Below are 18,288 nucleotides of genomic sequence, written 5' to 3'. Positions count from 1 at the left end.
CTCCTGTTGTTCCCAGAATTGATCGATCGCTGACGCGATACGTTGCCTGTCCGTCAGTGCGGCCTGGGTCAATGGGTTGCTCGAACTGGATGCCTGGGCCCAGCCATCGATCGCATCGCGCATCTGCCGTCGCTCATCGCGAATGCGTGCGAGTTGTTCGGACATTGCCTCTGGCTGGTCCGTGGTGATGCCCGAGGTGTCGACGCGCTCGTTCAGCAACAATCGCTGCAGGTGAGATTCATTGATGCTGTTGCCTTCCAGCGAGATCACCGGTGGGGTGGTCAGCATGTCCGCTTCATGAAGCAGGAACGAGGGCAAAGACCTGAGATTGTTGTGGCGCAACGACAGGTGGGCAATGCGCGCCAGGGCGTCGCTGCCAATCCCGATCGGCCATTGGGCCAGCTGCATCTGGTCCAGGCCCAGGTAGTCCAGGGTCAACTCATGGAAACTTGGCCTGTTGCTCTGCGCCAGCCGGTTACCACTCAGGTCCAGGTATCTCAATTGGCGAAGCCCTGACAGCAGGTTCAGGTCGCTTTCGGAGAGCGCCATGTTCTGGTTGGTGAGCACCAGTCGTTGCAAGCCTGGCAGGCACTCGGTGATGGTGGGCACGCTGAACAGGAAGGGCGAGGGCGTTGCCCTGGGGTCAAACGGACGGCTGATTTCCAGCGACTCGATCTGCGGCATCTGCCTGAGCAGGCGTTGCAGCAGGCGCTCGTTTTGCGCCCAGCCCGCCAAGGACCCTGACGGTAAGTCGATCAGGCTCAGGCTGCGCACGCGTGCGTTGAAAAAAGCGGGCAAGGTGAGGGGCACATCGGCAAGGGGGACGCGGGCGATACGCAGTTCCGTGGTGGGCCCGGTGCTCTCGTCCAGCGCAGTGTCGTACCAGTGTTGCATGATCGAGTCACGCAGGCTGTCGTAGTCCTGTGCTGCTTGGTCGCTTGCCGGCGAAATGGCTTCACTCCAATCGTCCAGGCTGCTTTGCAGCTCGTTGCGCTGCTCCAGTAGTGTCTGCAAATGTTCGAATATCTGCAGTTGCGTACGGCCGCGGCTGGCAAGTGCCTGCAGAACCTGAGCCGCCGAGCGGCCGGTGCGTTCGGCGAGCCCTGTGGCTTCGATAGCTTCGAACAGCTGCTGGCGGGTGATGCCATGGGTGGCCGGGCCGCCGCCACTGAGTGGGTAGCCCAGGCGGCCATCAGCCAGGCGCATGGGAGAACGGTAGCCTGGGCGTACGGGCTGCATGCCCAGCAGCACCCTCAAGGCCGGGCGAGGCAGCAACGGGCTTTCCTGTACAAGGCGCTGCAGCGCTTGCTGATCGGCGACGTCCATGCTTGCCATGGCCGCTGGCAGTGCCTCGTACAATGCAGCGTAAAGGCTTGAATACACCTTGACCGCCGCGCTGGGCAGGCTTTCGTCGTGGACGATGTACCCATGCCTGGGCATGGGTGATGGTCTTGAATGGGCGGGTGTCCAGTGTGCCTATGGCATGATCCTGGGTCGGCCAGGACATGCGCTGGAGCAGCCGGAGCCTGGTCTGTGCAGGCCAGCCTGGCAAGCGTTCGAGCGTATGCACGATCAACAGGTCGCTATCCCAGTTCGGCACGCTGGACAGGTACAGCCCTTCGCAGGCGCGGGCAAGGCGAATTTGTTGCTGGTAGATGCGGGCCTCTTCGGCAAGGCGCAGTGGTACCTTGCCGTTGTCGAGTATCTGCAGTTCGTTGGCACTGGCCTCGCGCGCCAGCTCATTGGCGACTGCTGACGGCAATTTCGGATACGCCCTCTGGATGGCCTCGGCGCCCGGCGCCAGGTCGCGCGAAAGGCCGGCGTAGGCCCTGGCAAACTCAGCGGGCCGAGTGCTCTCGTCCGCCAGCTGGCGGACCGTTTCGTCCAGCTTGAAACGTTGCAGGGTGTCTTCCAGCAAGGCCGGCAGCCGCTGGCTTTCGGCCAGGGCGCGGCGCAGCTCGTCTTCGTGTACGCCGCTGACGGCGATAATCCGTTGCAGCGTCGGCTCGTCGAAGTGCCCACTCAAGTGGCCGATGCGGCGCAGGAGTGTCATGCCCGACCAACTCAGTGGCTTATCGGTAACGTGCAACCATGCTCCGGCACCGTTGTGCCGCACTGGCGGCTGGTAACGGCGAGGACTTGCAGGGTGTTGCAAACGATATTCGCCAGTCGTTGGCGTTTGGCTGACGATGTACTGATTGCCCTGCAGTACCAGCCAGCGTTTGCCTTGGTGATGCCGTAGGCCCAGTTCGTCCGGTACCAGGTCATGGGGCAGCGTCTCGTGACTCCGGTAGGGCGTGAGGTCGGGTTTCCACAACCGCGTCTGACCATCGGATGTTTCCACGTCTTCCAGTTCTTCGATGAATGAAGGCGTTTCTACCGGAATACGGGTTATCCCTGGCTCCTCATCCTCTGGCTCTTCAATCTCCGGCCCTTCCAGCGACGTGCCGGTTTCGCTGCCGTGCAAGCCTCTCAAAGCTTTGGCTGCTGCGCTGAGGGCGGCCATGATGGCCACGTTTTCGATCACATCGACCAGATAGCCATAGGCAGTATCACGTTCGTCGTTTTCCCAGGCGTCGATCCCTTCATACACCTCATGGGCCAGCTGGGCCAGGCAAACAGCAAGCATTGCCTCGCCAAGCCCTGGCACGAAGAAGCCGGCGATGTTCAAGGCCGTGAGCACACGGCCGGCAATCAGCTCTCGGTGGGCTTGGGCGGTGCGCCGATCGACGATTTCGGTTGGCGTGGCGTGGAACAGCACATCCTTCTCATGACGCTGGGTCTTCTGGAACGTCATCACGCCCTGGAAGGCGTGGCTGAAAGGCTTTTTGACCGGATACAGGGTGGCGTGCGGATCCGGAACACGCTCATGCAGGCCGCGGGCACTCCAGGCCAGGGGCATTAGCCGATCCTTCAGACGGGTGGTTATCGGCGCCTTGTCGCGGTCGGCGAGGTGCCTGTCCAGGTAGCCGATATCGGCCTGGAGCCTGTCGCGCAACTCTTCGTTCATGGCTTCCTGGCTGGCGAATTCCTTGAGGGGCGTGGTGCTGTCTTCGGGGATGTACAGCGCCACTGCGTGATGCTCTTCAGCTTGCAGGGTGATGAGCACAACGCCGGTCAGCTCGGCTTCCCACAAGTCGAGCAGGCTGAACGTCACCGGCGAAGAGGGCGATGGCGCCTGGTCAAGTGGCGTGGCAAGAGCGGCGGAATATAGCGCCTCGCTGATATCCCCCTTGAGGCGGGCGAAATGCAGTGATTGCCGGAATGCCGATACCTCTGCACGCCCCAGTGTTTCATAAACGGCCAGTGCGGCTTCATCCGCGCCGAGTGGCGGCGTGGCCGCTGGATAGTAGATGGCATGTACCTGTTGATGGTATTTGCCGCCGATATCCAGCGTACGACACAAGTCGGCGAAATCTTCGGCGGCGATATCCAGTGCATTGTTGATCGGCACGGTGCCCATGAAGCGCCGGTGATCGACTATGACCGACCTCTTGAGCAGGGAGGCGGGCGCGTCCATGCCATGTTCGGCAGCGGCATCCTGGTCGAAGTTGTGCAAGGCGCAGTGCAGCAGCGAGCGTGTAGCCCGGTCGACGGCCTGGCGGCTGTCGATGGCATTGGTCGTTTCGATCTGGCGGGCATCGACGAGGTAGGTGTTGCGCACGTCCAGGTCAAGCCTGAATCGCTGCTTGATGGCTTCGGTGAGTGTCTTGGTGGCGTACGCTTCCAGGGTTGGAAGCTTTTCGAACAGCTTGTGCACCTGCACCTGGTGCTCGCGGTGACGTGCGTGCTCTTCCTGCCATGCCTTGGCGACTTCCGGTTGTTGCTGGATTGCCGTCGACAGCCAGGCAGGGGCTTGATGCCAGTTGCGCATCGCGCTCTGGGTTTCTGGCGGAGCCTGCTTGAGCCAGGTGGGGATTCTGCGCTCGATGGTGGCGTAATGAACACTAGGTACGGCAGTGACTGCAGTTGGCATGGCGAAGCCCTTGCTTGATTTGGGGCGAGGGACTATCGCGGGCCTGTCTGAGCTGCTGGAGGTAGATATATGTGCCCTCGAGGTGCGGCGGCATCAGCGCGGGCAGTGCTCAAAGCGCAATTCAGGTTTATGATGGCCCACGGCCGAATAATCCTCACACGGAGTGCGCAATGCAGACCCTGTACCCGCAGATCAAACCCTACGCCCGGCACGATCTGGCCGTGGAAGCGCCGCATGTGCTGTATGTCGACGAAAGCGGCTCGCCAGAAGGTCTGCCGGTGGTATTCATCCACGGCGGCCCGGGAGCCGGTTGCGACGCCCAGAGCCGCTGCTACTTCGACCCGACCCTGTACCGCATCATCACCTTCGACCAGCGCGGCTGTGGCCGTTCCACGCCGCACGCGAGCCTGGAGAACAACACCACCTGGCACCTGGTCGAGGACCTCGAGCGCATCCGCGAGCACCTTGGCATCGACAAGTGGGTGCTGTTCGGCGGCTCGTGGGGCTCCACCCTGGCGCTGGCCTACGCCCAGACCCACCCCGAGCGGGTGCATGGCCTGATCCTGCGCGGCATCTTCCTGTGCAGGCCCCAGGAAATCCAATGGTTCTACCAGGAAGGCGCCAGCCGCCTGTTCCCCGATTACTGGCAGGACTACATCGCGCCGATCCCGCCGGAGGAGCGCGGTGACCTGGTCACGGCCTTCCACAAGCGCCTGACCGGCAACGACCAGATTGCCCAGATGCACGCGGCCAAGGCCTGGTCCACCTGGGAAGGCCGTACCGCCACCCTGCGCCCCAATCCGCTGGTGGTCGACCGCTTCTCCGAGCCGCAGCGTGCACTGTCGATCGCCCGTATCGAATGCCACTACTTCATGAACAACGCCTTCCTCGAGCCGGACCAGCTGATCCGCGACCTGCCGAAGATCGCCCACCTGCCGGCCGTGATCGTGCATGGCCGCTATGATGTGATCTGCCCGCTGGACAACGCCTGGGCGCTGCACCAGGCCTGGCCGAACAGCGAACTGAAGGTGATCCGTGACGCTGGCCACGCGGCTTCCGAGCCGGGCATCACCGATGCCCTGGTGCGTGCCGCCGACCAGATGGCCCGGCGCCTGCTCGACCTGCCCCTGGAAGAAGCATGAGGGGCCTGCTGCAGCGCGTGCGTGGTGCGCGGGTGGAAGTAGCGGGGGAGGTAGTGGGTGCCATCGACCAGGGTTTGCTGGTGCTGGTGGCCGTCGAGCCTGAAGATTCCCGTGAGCAGGCCGACAAGCTGTTGCACAAGTTGTTGAACTACCGGGTGTTCAGCGACGAGCAGGGCAAGATGAACCTGTCGCTCAAGGATGTCGGGGGAGGTTTGTTGCTGGTGTCGCAATTCACCCTGGCGGCAGACACCCGCAACGGCATGCGCCCGAGCTTCTCGACGGCAGCGCCACCGGCCCTCGGCGCCGAGTTGTTCGACTATCTTTTGCAGCAGGCGAAGGCCCGGCACGCTGATGTGGCAAGCGGGCAATTCGGCGCAGACATGCAGGTGCACCTGGTCAATGATGGCCCCGTAACATTTATGTTACAAATATGAGGTTAAAAAACCCCTTGTTCACAGGAAAACAAGGGGTTTTGTACGATAAATAGTTGTTCCAGCCTGATGCGTTGTCACGCGACCTGCTGGATAATCGCGCGCTGCATGGACCTGCGTTCGCAGGTTCGTTTCACTCTGACTCGAGTATTGTCTGGATCCGTTTGGGGAATCATTACGCCCTCACGGGGTCCGAACAGTGCTCGCCAACCCGGCATTTGTCGCTGGCCGTTGGTTTCATGATCTGTTTTCGGCGAGGGTTGCTCGTGATTGTTAGTCCCCAAAAAGCATCAAGAATCCCCGGTACCGGGCTGCGCAAGGGCCTGATGGCCAGTGTTGCACTGGTCGGCCTGATGAGCGCGGGCCAGCTGTGGGCATTCAATCTTGACGATGTTGCAGCCAAGGCAAAGGATCTGGCCGGCCAGAAGTACGAAGCACCGAAAAGCAACCTGCCGGCCGTATTCCGCGACATGAAGTTCGCGGACTACCAGAAGATTCATTTCCTGCAGGAAAAGGCCGAGTGGGCCAAGGACAAGACCCCGTTCAAGCTGTCGTTCTATCACCAGGGCATGCACTTCGATACCCCGGTGAAGATCAACGAGGTCACCGCCACCAAGGTCGAGGAAATCAAGTACGACCCGAGCCGTTTCGAGTTCGGTGACGTGCCACACGACCCGGAAACCACCAAGAACCTGGGTTACGCCGGTTTCCGCGTGCTGTACCCGATCAACAAGGCCGACAAGCAGGACGAGATCATGACCCTGCTTGGCGCCAGCTACTTCCGCGTGGTCGGCAAGGGCCATGTGTATGGCCTGTCGGCCCGTGGCCTGGCCATCGACACCGCACTGCCGTCGGGCGAGGAGTTCCCGCGCTTTACCGAGTTCTGGGTCGAGAAGCCCAAGCCGGCCGACAAGCACCTGGTCATCTACGCCCTGCTGGACTCGCCGCGTTCCACCGGCGCCTACAAGCTGACCCTGCGCCCAGGCAACGATACCGTGGTCGACGTGCAGTCCCGCGTGTTCCTGCGTGACCATGTCAGCCGCCTGGGCATTGCCCCGCTGACCAGCATGTACCTGTTCGGCCCCAACCAGCCGTCCAAGGTCCTCAACTACCGTCCGGCCCTGCACGACTCCGAAGGCCTGTCGATCCATGCCGGCAACGGCGAATGGCTGTGGCGCCCGCTGAACAACCCGAAACACCTGGCCGTGAGCAACTTCAGCGTCGAGAACCCGCGTGGTTTCGGCCTGATGCAGCGCCAGCGCGCCTTCAGCGACTACGAAGACCTCGACGACAACTACCAGAAGCGCCCGAGCGCCTGGATCGAGCCGAAGGGGGACTGGGGCAAGGGCACCGTCGACCTGGTCGAAATCCCGACTGCCGACGAGACCAATGACAACATCGTGGCCTTCTGGAGCCCGGAAAAGCTGCCTGAGCCAGGCAAGCCATTCGAGTACGCGTACCGCCTGCACTGGACCATCGACGAGCCGAAGTTCCAGGCTCCCGAGCTGGGCTGGGTCAAGCAGACCCTGCGTTCCACCGGCGACGTCAAGCAATCCAACCTGATCCGCCAGCCAGACGGCAGCGTGGCCTTCCTGGTCGACTTCGCCGGCCCGGCGCTGGCCGCCCTGCCGGAAGACACCGCCGTGCGCAGCCAGATCAGCGTGGGCGACAATGCCGAGGTGGTCGAGAACAACCTGCGCTATAACCCTGAGACCAAGGGCTGGCGCCTGACCCTGCGTTTGAAGGTCAAGGAAGCCAACAAATCGACCGAAATGCGTGCCGCGCTTGTGCGTGACGTGCCGGTCGAAGCCGCCAAGCCTGCCAAGGACGCCAAGCAGGACAAGGCTGCAGCCAAGCAAGCCAAGGCCGAGAAAGCCGCCAAGGCCGAACAACCTGCCGCCGATGCGGCGCCCACCAACGGGACCCCGGCCACCACCGAGAAGGTGCTGACCGAGACCTGGAGCTATCAGTTGCCTGCCGATGAGTAACTCAAGCGCAAGGCCGGAATCGCTTCGCGAGTACCTGGCCCACCTACCACTGAGCGACGAGCAACGGGCGGAACTCGCCAGCTGCACGTCATTCAGTGAGCTGCACCAACGCCTGGCGGCCAACCCGGCCGCCAGCTCTGCCGAGGCCGTGCAGGCCTCGGTGGGCCCGCGCCTGACCGTAGGCAGCGCCGCCGAGCTGGAAGACGCCGAAATGCTTGGTGTCGACGGCAGCGGCCGCCTGTGCCTGAAGATCGCCCCGCCGATCAAGCGCACCAAGGTCGTGCCCGAGCCATGGCGTACCAACGTGCTGATCCGCATGTGGCGGCGCATGACTGGCCGCACCAACGCCCCGCAGCCGCCCAAGCGCGAGCTGCCGCCAGCCCGCTGGCGTACGGTCGGTTCGATCCGCCGTTACATCCTGCTGGCGCTGATGATCGGCCAGACCATCGTTGCCGGCTGGTACATGAAGGGCATCCTGCCGTACCAGGGCTGGTCGTTCGTGGACTTTGACGAAGTCGTCAACCAGCCGCTGTGGGACACCGTGGTGCAGGTTTGGCCGTATGCCTTGCAGACGTCCATCCTGGTTCTCTTCGGCATCCTGTTCTGCTGGGTATCGGCGGGCTTCTGGACTGCGCTGATGGGCTTCCTCGAGCTGCTCACCGGGCGCGACAAGTACAAGATTTCGGGTAGCAGTGCAGGCAACGAGCCGATCGCGCCCGAGGCGCGTACCGCGCTGGTGATGCCGATCTGCAACGAAGACGTGCCGCGCGTGTTCGCCGGCCTGCGCGCAACGTTCGAGTCGGTGGCCGCCAGCGGCAACCTCGATCGCTTCGACTTCTTTGTGCTCAGCGACACCAACGACACCGACATCGCCGTTGCCGAGCAACAGGCCTGGCTGGACGTGTGCCGCGAAACCAAAGGCTTCGGCCGCATCTTCTACCGTCGTCGTCGGCGCCGGGTGAAGCGCAAGAGTGGCAACCTCGACGACTTCTGCCGTCGTTGGGGCGGCGAATACAAGTACATGGTCGTGCTCGACGCCGACAGCGTCATGAGCGGCGAGTGCCTGAGCAGCCTGGTGCGCCTGATGGAGGCCAACCCGGACGCCGGCATCATCCAGACCGGGCCGAAGGCCTCGGGCATGGACACCCTGTATGCGCGCCTGCAGCAGTTCGCCACCCGCGTGTACGGCCCGCTGTTCACCGCCGGCCTGCACTTCTGGCAGCTGGGCGAGTCGCACTACTGGGGCCACAACGCGATCATCCGCATGAAGCCGTTCATCGAGCACTGCGCCCTGGCGCCGTTGCCGGGCAAGGGTGCGTTCGCCGGTGCAATCCTCTCCCACGACTTCGTCGAAGCCGCGCTGATGCGCCGTGCCGGCTGGGGCGTGTGGATTGCCTACGACCTGCCGGGCAGCTACGAAGAACTGCCGCCGAACCTGCTCGACGAGCTCAAGCGCGACCGCCGCTGGTGCCACGGCAACCTGATGAACTTCCGCCTGTTCCTGGTCAAGGGCATGCACCCGGTGCACCGTGCGGTGTTCCTCACCGGGGTGATGTCGTACCTGTCGGCACCGCTGTGGTTCCTGTTCCTGGTGCTGTCGACCGCGCTGCTGGCGACCAACACGCTGATGGAGCCGCAGTACTTCATCGAGCCGTACCAGCTCTACCCGCTGTGGCCGCAGTGGCACCCGGAGAAGGCCGTGGCGCTGTTCTCCACCACCATCGTGCTGCTGTTCCTGCCCAAGCTGCTCAGCGTCATCCTGATCTGGGCCAAGGGCGCGACCGAGTTTGGCGGGCGCATCAAGGTCACCCTGTCGATGCTGATGGAGATGCTGTTCTCCATGCTGCTGGCACCGGTGCGCATGATCTTCCACACCCGCTTCGTGCTGGCCGCATTCCTCGGCTGGGCCGCGACCTGGAACTCGCCGCAGCGTGACGACGACTCCACGCCGTGGAGCGAAGCGGTGCGCCGCCATGGCCCGCAGACCCTGCTGGGTATTGCCTGGGCGGCGCTGGTGGCCTGGCTGAACCCGAGCTTCCTGTGGTGGCTGGCGCCAATCGTTGGTTCGCTGGTGCTGTCGATCCCGGTTTCGGTGATCTCCAGCCGTACCCGCCTGGGCCTGGCGGCCAAGGACGAGAAGCTGTTCCTCATCCCCGAGGAATACGCCACTCCGCAGGAGCTGCTGGCCACCGACCAGTACACCCACGAAAACCGCTGGCATGCCCTGCATGACGGCTTCGTACGGGCTGTGGTCGACCCGCGGCAGAACGCCTTGGCCTGCGCCATGGCCACTGCCCGTCATGGTCAGGCAGCGCCGATCGAGGCACTGCGCGCCGAGCGCGTGGCCAAGGCGATGGAGGTAGGGCCGAAAGGGCTGGACCTCAATACCCGCCTGGCCCTGCTCAGCGACCCGGTGGCGCTGACCCGCCTGCACGAGCAGGTCTGGGCCGAGCACAATGCGGCGTGGATCGACGTGTGGCGTGCGTCGATCAAGAACGACCCGCATTCGCCGCTGTTGCCGTTGCATCCGGAGAATGAAGGCCAACCGGCACTCGTCGGCGCCTGACAGGGCCTATTCGCGGGCACGCCCGCTCCCACAGGGTACTTCACAGCCTTTGAGGCATGCGCTGTACCTGTGGGAGCGGGCGTGCCCGCGAAGCTTTTCAGGGCTCCCACCGATTTTGGCCAGCAAAGTCCCCCCCGGCTCTAGGTCCCCGAGCCGCCATGCGTTAGCATCCCTCTCCGATATGACGCATTGGCCACGACGGCCATGCCAACAATAAGATTCGCTACTTTTCTTGCTAGGGGACTTGGTGATGATCAAGAAATACCTTTCGCGACTGCTGGTCGGTGTCACCGCCCTGGTCGCCGTAACGGCCGCCCAGGCGGGCGCGATCGATGACGCGGTCAAGCGCGGCACCTTGCGCGTGGGCATGGACCCGACCTACATGCCGTTCCAGATGACCAACAAGCGTGGCGAGATCATCGGCTTTGAAGTCGATATCCTCAAAGCCATGGCCAAGTCCATGGGCGTCAAGTTCGAGCCGGTATCCACGGCCTATGACGGCATCATCCCGGCCCTGCTGACCGACAAGTTCGACATGATCGGTAGCGGCATGACCCTGACCCAGGAACGCAACCTGCGCCTGAACTTCAGCGAACCCTTCATCGTGGTCGGCCAGACCCTGCTGATCCGCAAGGAACTGGCGGGCGAGATCAAGTCGTACAAGGACCTGAACAACGAGAAGTACCGCATCACCTCCAAGCTCGGCACCACCGGCGAAATGGTTTCCAAGAAGCTGATCGCCAAGGCCAAGTACCACGGCTACGACAACGAGCAGGAAGCGGTGATGGACGTGGTCAACGGCAAGGCTGACGCCTTCGTCTACGACGCGCCGTACAACGTGGTGGCAGTGGACAAGGCCGGTGCCGGCAAGCTGCTGTTCCTCGAAGAACCCTTCACCTACGAGCCGCTGGCCTTCGGCCTGAAGAAAGGCGACTACGACAGCATCAACTTCATCAACAACTTCCTGCACCAGATCAAGCATGACGGGACCTACGATCGTATTCACGACAAGTGGTTCAAGAACAAGGACTGGCTGAAGGAAATGGAATAAGGCCCAGGCCACAAGCCGGCTTTATGACCCCGACGCGCAGGCAAACCCTGCGCGTTCGCATTTACGGAAGTACCCCACGTGATCAAACACAAGAAAGCCCAGTGGCCCTGGCACGGTTTGACTGCCCTGGTCCTGGTGGGCCTGGCGTTCAGCCTGTACATGGCCACCTCGATGATTTCCTACGAGTGGCGCTGGAACCGCGTACCGCAGTACTTCGCCTACAAGGCCGAGGAAGCACAGCGCGCCGCCGGTTACGGCACCGTGCAGGACATCGTCATCTCTGGCGATAATGCCCGTGTCACGCTGAAGGACGAGAACGGTGCCGAGCAGGTGCTCGATGTGGCCAAGGACAGCCTGCAGCTGGCCCGCGGCGACGATGTTTCCGAAGGCGACCAGATTGGCGTCACCCGTCACTGGGCGGCCGGCCCGCTGGCCTGGGGCCTGTGGACCACGCTTTGGATTTCGGTGGTATCCGGTGCCTTGGGCCTGTTGATCGGCCTGTTCGCCGGCCTCTGCCGCCTGTCTAGCAACCCTACGCTGCGGGACCTGTCGACTGTGTACGTCGAGCTGGTGCGCGGTACACCGCTGCTGGTACAGATCTTCATCTTCTACTTCTTCATCGGTACCGTGCTCAACCTGTCCCGCGAGTTTGCCGGGGTGGCTGCACTGGCGCTGTTCACCGGCGCCTACGTGGCCGAAATCGTTCGTGCCGGCGTGCAGTCCATTGCCAAGGGCCAGAACGAAGCGGCCCGCTCGCTGGGCCTGAACGCAGGCCAGTCGATGCGCCACGTCATCCTGCCGCAGGCCTTCAAGCGCGTGCTGCCGCCTTTGGCCGGCCAGTTCATCAGCCTGGTCAAGGACACCTCGCTGGTGTCGGTGATCGCCATCACCGAACTGACCAAGAGCGGCCGCGAGGCCATTACCACCTCGTTCTCGACCTTCGAGATCTGGTTCTGCGTGGCAGGCCTGTACCTGCTGATCAACCTGCCGCTGTCGCACCTGGCCAGCCGGCTCGAGCGGAGGCTTGCGCAAAGTGATTGAAGTCCGTGACCTGCTGAAAGTCTTCGACACCCGTGGCCACGTGGTACGGGCTGTGGATAACGTCACCACCCAGGTCGCCAAGGGCGAGGTGGTGGTGGTGCTCGGCCCGTCGGGCTCGGGCAAATCGACCTTCCTGCGCTGCCTCAACGGCCTGGAGCATTTCGACGAAGGCCATGTGGCCATCGACGGCCTGCAACTGGCCGACCCGAAGACCGACATCAACGCCTACCGCCGCGAAGTCGGCATGGTGTTCCAGCACTTCAACCTGTTCCCGCACATGACCGTGCTGGAGAACCTGTGCCTGGCACAGAAGGTGGTGCGCAAGCGCAACAAGGCCGACCGCGAAGCCAAGGCCCGGGCGCTGCTGGAGAAGGTAGGCATTGCGCAGAAAGCCAACGAATACCCGTCGCGCCTGTCCGGTGGCCAGCAGCAGCGGGTGGCGATCGCCCGAGCCCTGGCCATGGACCCGAAAGTGATGCTGTTCGACGAGCCAACCTCGGCGCTTGACCCGGAAATGGTCGGCGAGGTGCTGGACGTGATGAAGACCTTGGCCCAGGAAGGCATGACCATGGTCTGCGTTACCCACGAAATGGGCTTTGCCCGTGAAGTGGCGGACCGCGTGCTGTTCTTCGACCATGGCAAGTTGCTGGAAGATTCGGCCCCAGCCGCGTTCTTCGCCTCGCCGAAAGACCCGCGTGCGCAGGCGTTCCTGCGCCAGGTGTTGTGACAGGTAGTGAACGGTAGAGCGTAGCCAACCCCAAAGCTCGCTTCCTGCGGGTTGGCTGTCTCGCTCATTTGTTGTTTGGAATGCAGGAGGCAAAGAAAAGTTGCGCTGCATGTTGCTTAAAGGTTTTTTCTTATTGCCTTTGAAGCTAGATGAGGATATTTCTTTTCTAGATAATCTAGACGGCTGCGGGCTGTCTGGATTGCTAATTCATTCTGTTCAAATTCCGATTTTGCGCGCGAAACTTGAGATGTTGCTTTCTCTAGTTCCGAGCGCTTGGTGCTCAGCGCTTCAAAAGTGGATTCTAGGCTTTTTAGTTTGGCAGCTTGGTTGGCGTAGTCTTCGTACAAATAACTTGCCTTTAATCCATGCTTGCTGCTCTCGTATGTTACTGTGCCATCCATTTTCGCCATGGAATCTATGAGCGCTAACATTTCGGTTTCTGTTTTCTTAAGTGCGATGTCAGTCGTTTTAATGTCCCTCGCTCTTTGCGCGTCTTTTCTTTTTTCGTGGCCGATGTTGTATTCTAAGTTTCGAGTGCTGTCTATGCGGTTTTTCAAATTTTTTGAGGCTTTGACTAGGGACTTTCCAGCTTTCCAATCGTAGTAGCGCGCTATAGGTCCGCGGATATTTCCTGAGGGATCGTTATAATTAATCGGATCGCCCGCAGTGTAAGCGTATGCATTAAGGTTGCCAGTCAGGAAGATGCTGGCACGATCGGAAGAAATAAATCGCCTAAGGCGGGGGCTGTATCCTCGTTCGCCGCGGCCTAACAAGTAAACGCCGAAATCCTCAAGATACTCTCCGTTGTAACCTGGTGCTACAGGTGAAGGCCCAATGGGGTTATATCCATAAGCACAGTATGTCAGCCTGTTGACAGCAGAACTATGGCTCGAAGCCAAGACGGAGTTTGCTTGGTCGATAGCAATCAGGTTGCCCTCGGCAAAGGATGAGCCCCCTAGCTGGCATATCGGGCTGCCGGCCGCGTACATTATTCTTACTGGGTTGCCGGGCACTCCAATAGAGGCGAGCCGATCATGTTCATAAAAGCGTAATTGACGATTACCCATGAGATGACTCCCTATTGAATCATGGCCTCAAGGGTGCGGGCAGCAAGGCAGCCCCAACAACTGGCAAAAATGCTAGGTTGGTGTGCTCAGTTAATTCTTTATACCCAAGCCCTGGTTGAACGGTTGAGGGGCTGCAGAGCAGCCCCGGCAAACTCAAATATTGAACCGCCCCACCATCCCCCGCAACTGCTGCCCCAACTGCTCCAGTTCCCCACTCGAAGTCGCCGTTTGCTCACTGGCCGCACTGGTCTGATCCGACACATCGCGCACATTCAGCACACTGCGGTTGATCTGCTCGGCGACCACGCTCTGCTCTTCGCTGGCCGTGGCAATTTGCTGGTTCATGCCCTGGATGCTGGACACCGTGTCGGTGATCTGGCTCAACGCATGCCCAGCCTTGCGGCTCAGCTCCACACTCTGCTCGGTCAGGTTCTTGCTGTTGTCCAGCAGGCGGGTCACTTCGTCGGTGCCGTTGTGCAGGCTGTCGATCAGTTGGCCGATTTCCTCGGTCGCCGTCGAGGTGCGCTGGGCCAGACCGCGCACTTCATCGGCCACCACGGCAAAACCACGCCCGGCTTCACCCGCCCGTGCCGCTTCGATCGCCGCGTTCAGGGCCAGCAGGTTGGTCTGCTCGGACACTGACTTGATCACATCGAGGATGCTGCCAATGCGCTGGCTCTCGCCCGCCAGGTGCTGCATGGCCGCCAGGCAATGGTCCATCTGCCCGGCCAGCTGTTCGATACGGCCAATAGCTTCGGCCACCACTTGGTCGCCGATCTGTGCCTGCTGGTCGGCGTTGGTCGCCGCCAGCGAGGCCTGTTCGGCGTTCTGCGCCACTTCCTGCACGGTGGCGCTCATCTGGTTCATGGCCGTGGCCACCTGATCGGTTTCCTCGCGTTGCTGGTTGATGCGCAGCTTGGTGTCTTCGCTACTGGCCGCCAGCTGTGTGGCGGCCTGTGACAGGTGGCTGACGCCCTGGTCGATGCCACCGATCAGCTCGCGCAGGCTCAAGGTCATTTCGCGCATGCTGGTTTGCAACTGGCCCATCTCGTCGCGGCGTTGCACCGGTTCGACCTGGCTCAGGTCGCCCTTGGCGATGCGCCCGGCCACGGCCAGGGTCTGACGCAGCGGCTGGGTGATTTGCAAAGTGATCAGCCAGCCCGACAGGACGCCTACGGCCAACGCCAGCAGGGCTACAGTGGTCAGCAGTGAGCGGGCCTCAAGGGCCTCCCTGTCGCGCTGCTCGATCTTGCGTTTGCCAAGTTCCAGGCTTACCGCACGCAGCTCGTTGCCCATGTTCTCCATATTGTTTTGCAGCTGTTCGACACGCACCGCAGCCCGACGATACTCATCCAGGCTGGCGCGGTAGTTGGCCAGCTGCTCCCCAGGCTGCTGGGTGAGCGCAAGCGGCAAGCCAAGTGGAGCAAGGCCTTTGAGCAGTTGCGCAAGGCTGCTGGCGGCGGCATCCAGGGAGCTGTCGCCGACCTTGGCGAAGCTTTCCACAGGGGAGAAGGTGTAGGCCGGAACCAGGCTCTGCTGGTTGGCACCGTCGATATGTCGGCTAAGCGTGTCCATCAGCCCCAGCACACCGCTTTGCTGGCTGTTGGCAGGCATCCTCAGCAAGGCCTGGGTCTGGAGATCGTCGATTACTTCGGTGAGCTTCTGCTCACGGGCCTGCATGGCCTGGCGCAGGGCGATACGCTTGGCGACAGTATTCTCCAGCTCGCTGAAATCGCCGCGCAGGCGCTGCAGCAACGCCAGCTTTTCGGTCAGCATCTGCCGGGATTCATCCACGCTGCTACGTTGTTGCAAGGTGCTCAGCATGCTGTTGAGCTGGTCGAGAATGTTGGCTATCCGCGTTCTGCTGGCGTTGTCGTTGAGTACGCGGTAAGTGATGCGCTCTGCGCGCAAGTCTTTGGTCAGGTCGTTGATCAGGCCGATTTCGCTGAGTTGCTGCGAGCGCACAATGGCGTCATCCAGTGCACGCCAGCCACTGACGGTGGTGGCCAGGGTAAGCAGCAGGACTACGGCAAAGCCGAGGGCGAGCTTGGCGGCGACACTGATGTTGCCGAGCTTGCGGTTGAGGTAGCCGAGCATGAGGAATCTCCGTGCGATTGGGGGCGAGGATGCAGGCGTATTGCTGGCATCACACCTTTGCCAATCGGCAGCGGAGCTGTAGGACTTGACCTGATAATCAGGTAGGAAATTTCACTTCAACAGGTAGGAATATTCCATCTGTGCCGGCCTCTTCGCGGGTAAACCCGCTTCTACAGGTACTGCACAGATTTTGAGAACTGTGCGGTACCTGTGGGAGCGGGTCTACCCGCGAAGAGGCCAGTACAGGCGACTTACACATCAGCCTAGAGTCTGAACCGCCCCACCAACCCTTGCAGGTGGGTACCCAACCGCGCCAGCTCCACGCTGGAACTGGCCGTCTCTTCACTGGCCGCCGAGGTCTGGTCAGAAATATCCCGCACGTTCATCACGCTGCGGTTGATCTCTTCTGCCACGGCCGTCTGTTCTTCCGCTGCCGTGGCAATCTGCTGGTTCATGGCCTGGATCGACGATACGGTCCGGGTGATGGTTTCCAGCGAGCTGCCGGCGCGGCGGGTCAGTTCGACGCTGCTGTCGGTCAACTGGCGGCTGCTGTCCATCACGCTGGCCACGCGCTGGGTGCCGCTCTGCAGGCCGGCAATCAGCTCTTCGATCTCTTCGGTCGATTGCTGGGTGCGCTGCGCCAGGCTGCGCACCTCATCGGCCACCACGGCAAAGCCACGCCCGGCCTCGCCGGCCCGGGCCGCCTCGATCGCCGCGTTGAGGGCCAGCAGGTTGGTCTGCTGGGCCACCGACTTGATCACGTCGAGCACGCTGCCGATCTTGTCGCTTTCGGCCTTGAGCTGGTTCATCGCTTCGCTGGAGTTGACCACTTCGCCGGCCAGGCGCTCGATCTGCGCCACTGCCTCGCCCACCACACGGTCGCCTTCGCGGGCTTGCTGATCGGCCATCAACGCAGCTTCCGAGGCCTGCTCGGCATTGCGCGCCACCTCATGCACGGTGGTGGTCATCTGGTTCATGGCGGTTGCCACCTGATCGGTCTCGACCTTCTGGTTGTTGACTCCGGCACTGGTCTGCTCGGTCACCGCCGACAGCTCCTCGGCAGCACTGGCGATCTGCGTCACACCATCACCGATGCCGCTGATCAGTTCGCGCAGGCCCTGGGTCATGCGCTGCATGCTGGCCTGCAACTGGCCCAGTTCATCGCGACGTTGTACCTGCAGGCTCAGGGTCAGGTCGCCACTGGCCACGCGCTCGGCGGCGTGCAAGGTCTGGCGCAGCGGGACGATGATCTGCCGGGTGATGGCCCAGGCCGCCAGCAGGCCGAGAGCCAGCGCCAGCACGGTGGCCACGGCGAGCACGGTCTTGGCTTGGGCCGCCCCGGCGTCGCGCACGGCGGTTTGTGAGGTGGTCATCGCCTGGCTGGTCTCCAGCAGTACCGTGCCGTGCTCGACCATGCTCTGCAGGGCCTGCTCACTGGCGACCTGGGCACTGCCGAACTGGGTGACCGCGTCGCGGTAGCCTGCCAGGGCGGTGGTGGCATCGTCCAGGCTGGCAGCATGCTCCGCCGGCACTTTGGCCGGTAGCGCGCGCAGTTCGGCCAAGGCCTGGTCGATAGCTTTCAGCGCCGTTTGCTGATAGTCGGCGTTGCCGCTGTAGGTGTAGCCGCGTACCTGGAAGCGCGCCTGCTGCAAAAGGGCGCTGACTTCCACTGCGTGCTGGTACTGGCTGATATCGCCTCCCTGCAGCAGGCCGCGTTGCACCCGGCCAATCAGCTCCGCGGCCTTATCGGCAGTGTCGCCAAGTACGGCGCGGCTGGCCTCGCGGCGCTGGCCGGCCTGTTTCAGGTCGTTGAATGCCTGCTGGTAGCCGCGCACGGCCTCGCGCTGCTGCTCAAGGCGCTGTCTGTCAACGGGCTGCTCGATCTGCCCGAGCATAAACTGCACTTGGCGTTCGAGGTTGCCCAGTGCCTTTTCCAACTCTGCCACCGAGGCTTCGTCAGGCTGGCGCTGGTAATGCTGGCGGGCGATGCGCAGTTCCTGGGTGTACTGCAGGATGACAGAGATGTTTCCCAGCTTGTCGCCACGGTTGATGATGCTGTCCATGCCGTGCCAGCCGGCCAGGGTGATGGCCAGGGTCAACAGCAGTACCAGGCCGAAGCCTAGCCCCAGTTTGCGATTGACACTCACATTGCCCAATGAGTGGGCGAACCATTGATACATGTACGACTCCCCGGCGGCTTGG

General features: G+C 62.2%; 11 protein-coding genes and 2 pseudogenes. 7 read left to right on the top strand and 6 right to left on the bottom strand.

The genetic code is table 11. The features are described 5' to 3' along the window. Positions 1-1,192: 1,192 nt before the first annotated feature. Positions 1,193-3,976, bottom strand: a complete 2,784-nt coding sequence (locus tag NY023_RS25520) for a dermonecrotic toxin domain-containing protein (protein WP_238531255.1) — start codon at positions 3,974-3,976, stop codon at positions 1,193-1,195. A gap of 170 nt (positions 3,977-4,146) precedes the next feature. Between NY023_RS25520 and pip the strand changes: the two genes are divergently transcribed. The 7 genes from pip (at position 4,147) to NY023_RS25485 (ending at position 12,922) form a co-directional block, all read left to right on the top strand. Further along, complete coding sequence (pip, locus tag NY023_RS25515) at positions 4,147-5,118, top strand: prolyl aminopeptidase (protein ID WP_013974556.1); 972 nt, start codon at positions 4,147-4,149, stop codon at positions 5,116-5,118. After that, positions 5,115-5,552: a D-aminoacyl-tRNA deacylase gene (dtd, locus tag NY023_RS25510; RefSeq protein WP_013974555.1), complete on the top strand. Its 438-nt coding sequence runs from the start codon at positions 5,115-5,117 to the stop codon at positions 5,550-5,552. Before pip ends, dtd begins: the two co-directional genes overlap by 4 nt. A gap of 263 nt (positions 5,553-5,815) precedes the next feature. Beyond that, complete coding sequence (locus NY023_RS25505; protein WP_202945023.1) at positions 5,816-7,537, top strand: glucan biosynthesis protein G; 1,722 nt, start codon at positions 5,816-5,818, stop codon at positions 7,535-7,537. Beyond that, on the top strand, positions 7,530-10,103 hold the full coding sequence (mdoH, locus tag NY023_RS25500) for a glucans biosynthesis glucosyltransferase MdoH (protein ID WP_013974553.1): 2,574 nt from the start codon (positions 7,530-7,532) through the stop codon (positions 10,101-10,103). The genes NY023_RS25505 and mdoH overlap by 8 nt, the downstream gene beginning before the upstream one ends. 253 nt (positions 10,104-10,356) lie before the next feature. Then, positions 10,357-11,154 (top strand): transporter substrate-binding domain-containing protein, encoded by a 798-nt coding sequence (locus NY023_RS25495; RefSeq protein ID WP_024087841.1) that lies wholly within the window; start codon positions 10,357-10,359, stop codon positions 11,152-11,154. Positions 11,155-11,232: 78 nt separating this feature from the next. Further along, complete coding sequence (locus tag NY023_RS25490) at positions 11,233-12,195, top strand: amino acid ABC transporter permease (RefSeq protein ID WP_013974551.1); 963 nt, start codon at positions 11,233-11,235, stop codon at positions 12,193-12,195. Further along, a complete protein-coding gene (locus NY023_RS25485; RefSeq protein WP_013974550.1) occupies positions 12,188-12,922 on the top strand; it encodes an amino acid ABC transporter ATP-binding protein in 735 nt (244 codons plus the stop codon). Before NY023_RS25490 ends, NY023_RS25485 begins: the two co-directional genes overlap by 8 nt. Before the next feature lie 116 nt (positions 12,923-13,038). Here the strand turns inward: NY023_RS25485 and NY023_RS25480 are convergent, their stop codons facing one another. The 5 genes and pseudogenes from NY023_RS25480 to NY023_RS27860 form a co-directional block, all read right to left on the bottom strand. Beyond that, a complete protein-coding gene (locus tag NY023_RS25480; protein WP_080563828.1) occupies positions 13,039-13,989 on the bottom strand; it encodes an RHS repeat-associated core domain-containing protein in 951 nt (316 codons plus the stop codon). A gap of 153 nt (positions 13,990-14,142) precedes the next feature. After that, entirely contained in the window at positions 14,143-14,847 is a 705-nt protein-coding gene (locus NY023_RS27875; protein WP_372241080.1) for a methyl-accepting chemotaxis protein, read from the bottom strand. A gap of 198 nt (positions 14,848-15,045) precedes the next feature. After that, positions 15,046-16,086, bottom strand: a pseudogene (locus NY023_RS27870) (methyl-accepting chemotaxis protein); the annotation flags it as partial. Between the two features lie 263 nt (positions 16,087-16,349). Continuing rightward, positions 16,350-17,063, bottom strand: coding sequence for a methyl-accepting chemotaxis protein (locus NY023_RS27865; RefSeq protein ID WP_405047450.1), 714 nt, complete (start codon positions 17,061-17,063; stop codon positions 16,350-16,352). Between the two features lie 141 nt (positions 17,064-17,204). Continuing rightward, positions 17,205-18,149 (bottom strand): annotated as a pseudogene (locus NY023_RS27860) (methyl-accepting chemotaxis protein); the annotation flags it as partial. Between the last annotated feature and the right edge of the window lie 139 nt (positions 18,150-18,288).

The sequence above is a fragment of the Pseudomonas sp. NBB genome (genome assembly GCF_032701105.1).
Lineage (GTDB): Bacteria > Pseudomonadota > Gammaproteobacteria > Pseudomonadales > Pseudomonadaceae > Aquipseudomonas > Aquipseudomonas asiatica.
Note: the sequence above shows the minus strand (reverse complement) of the source record. Positions and strands in the feature narration are given on the sequence as shown.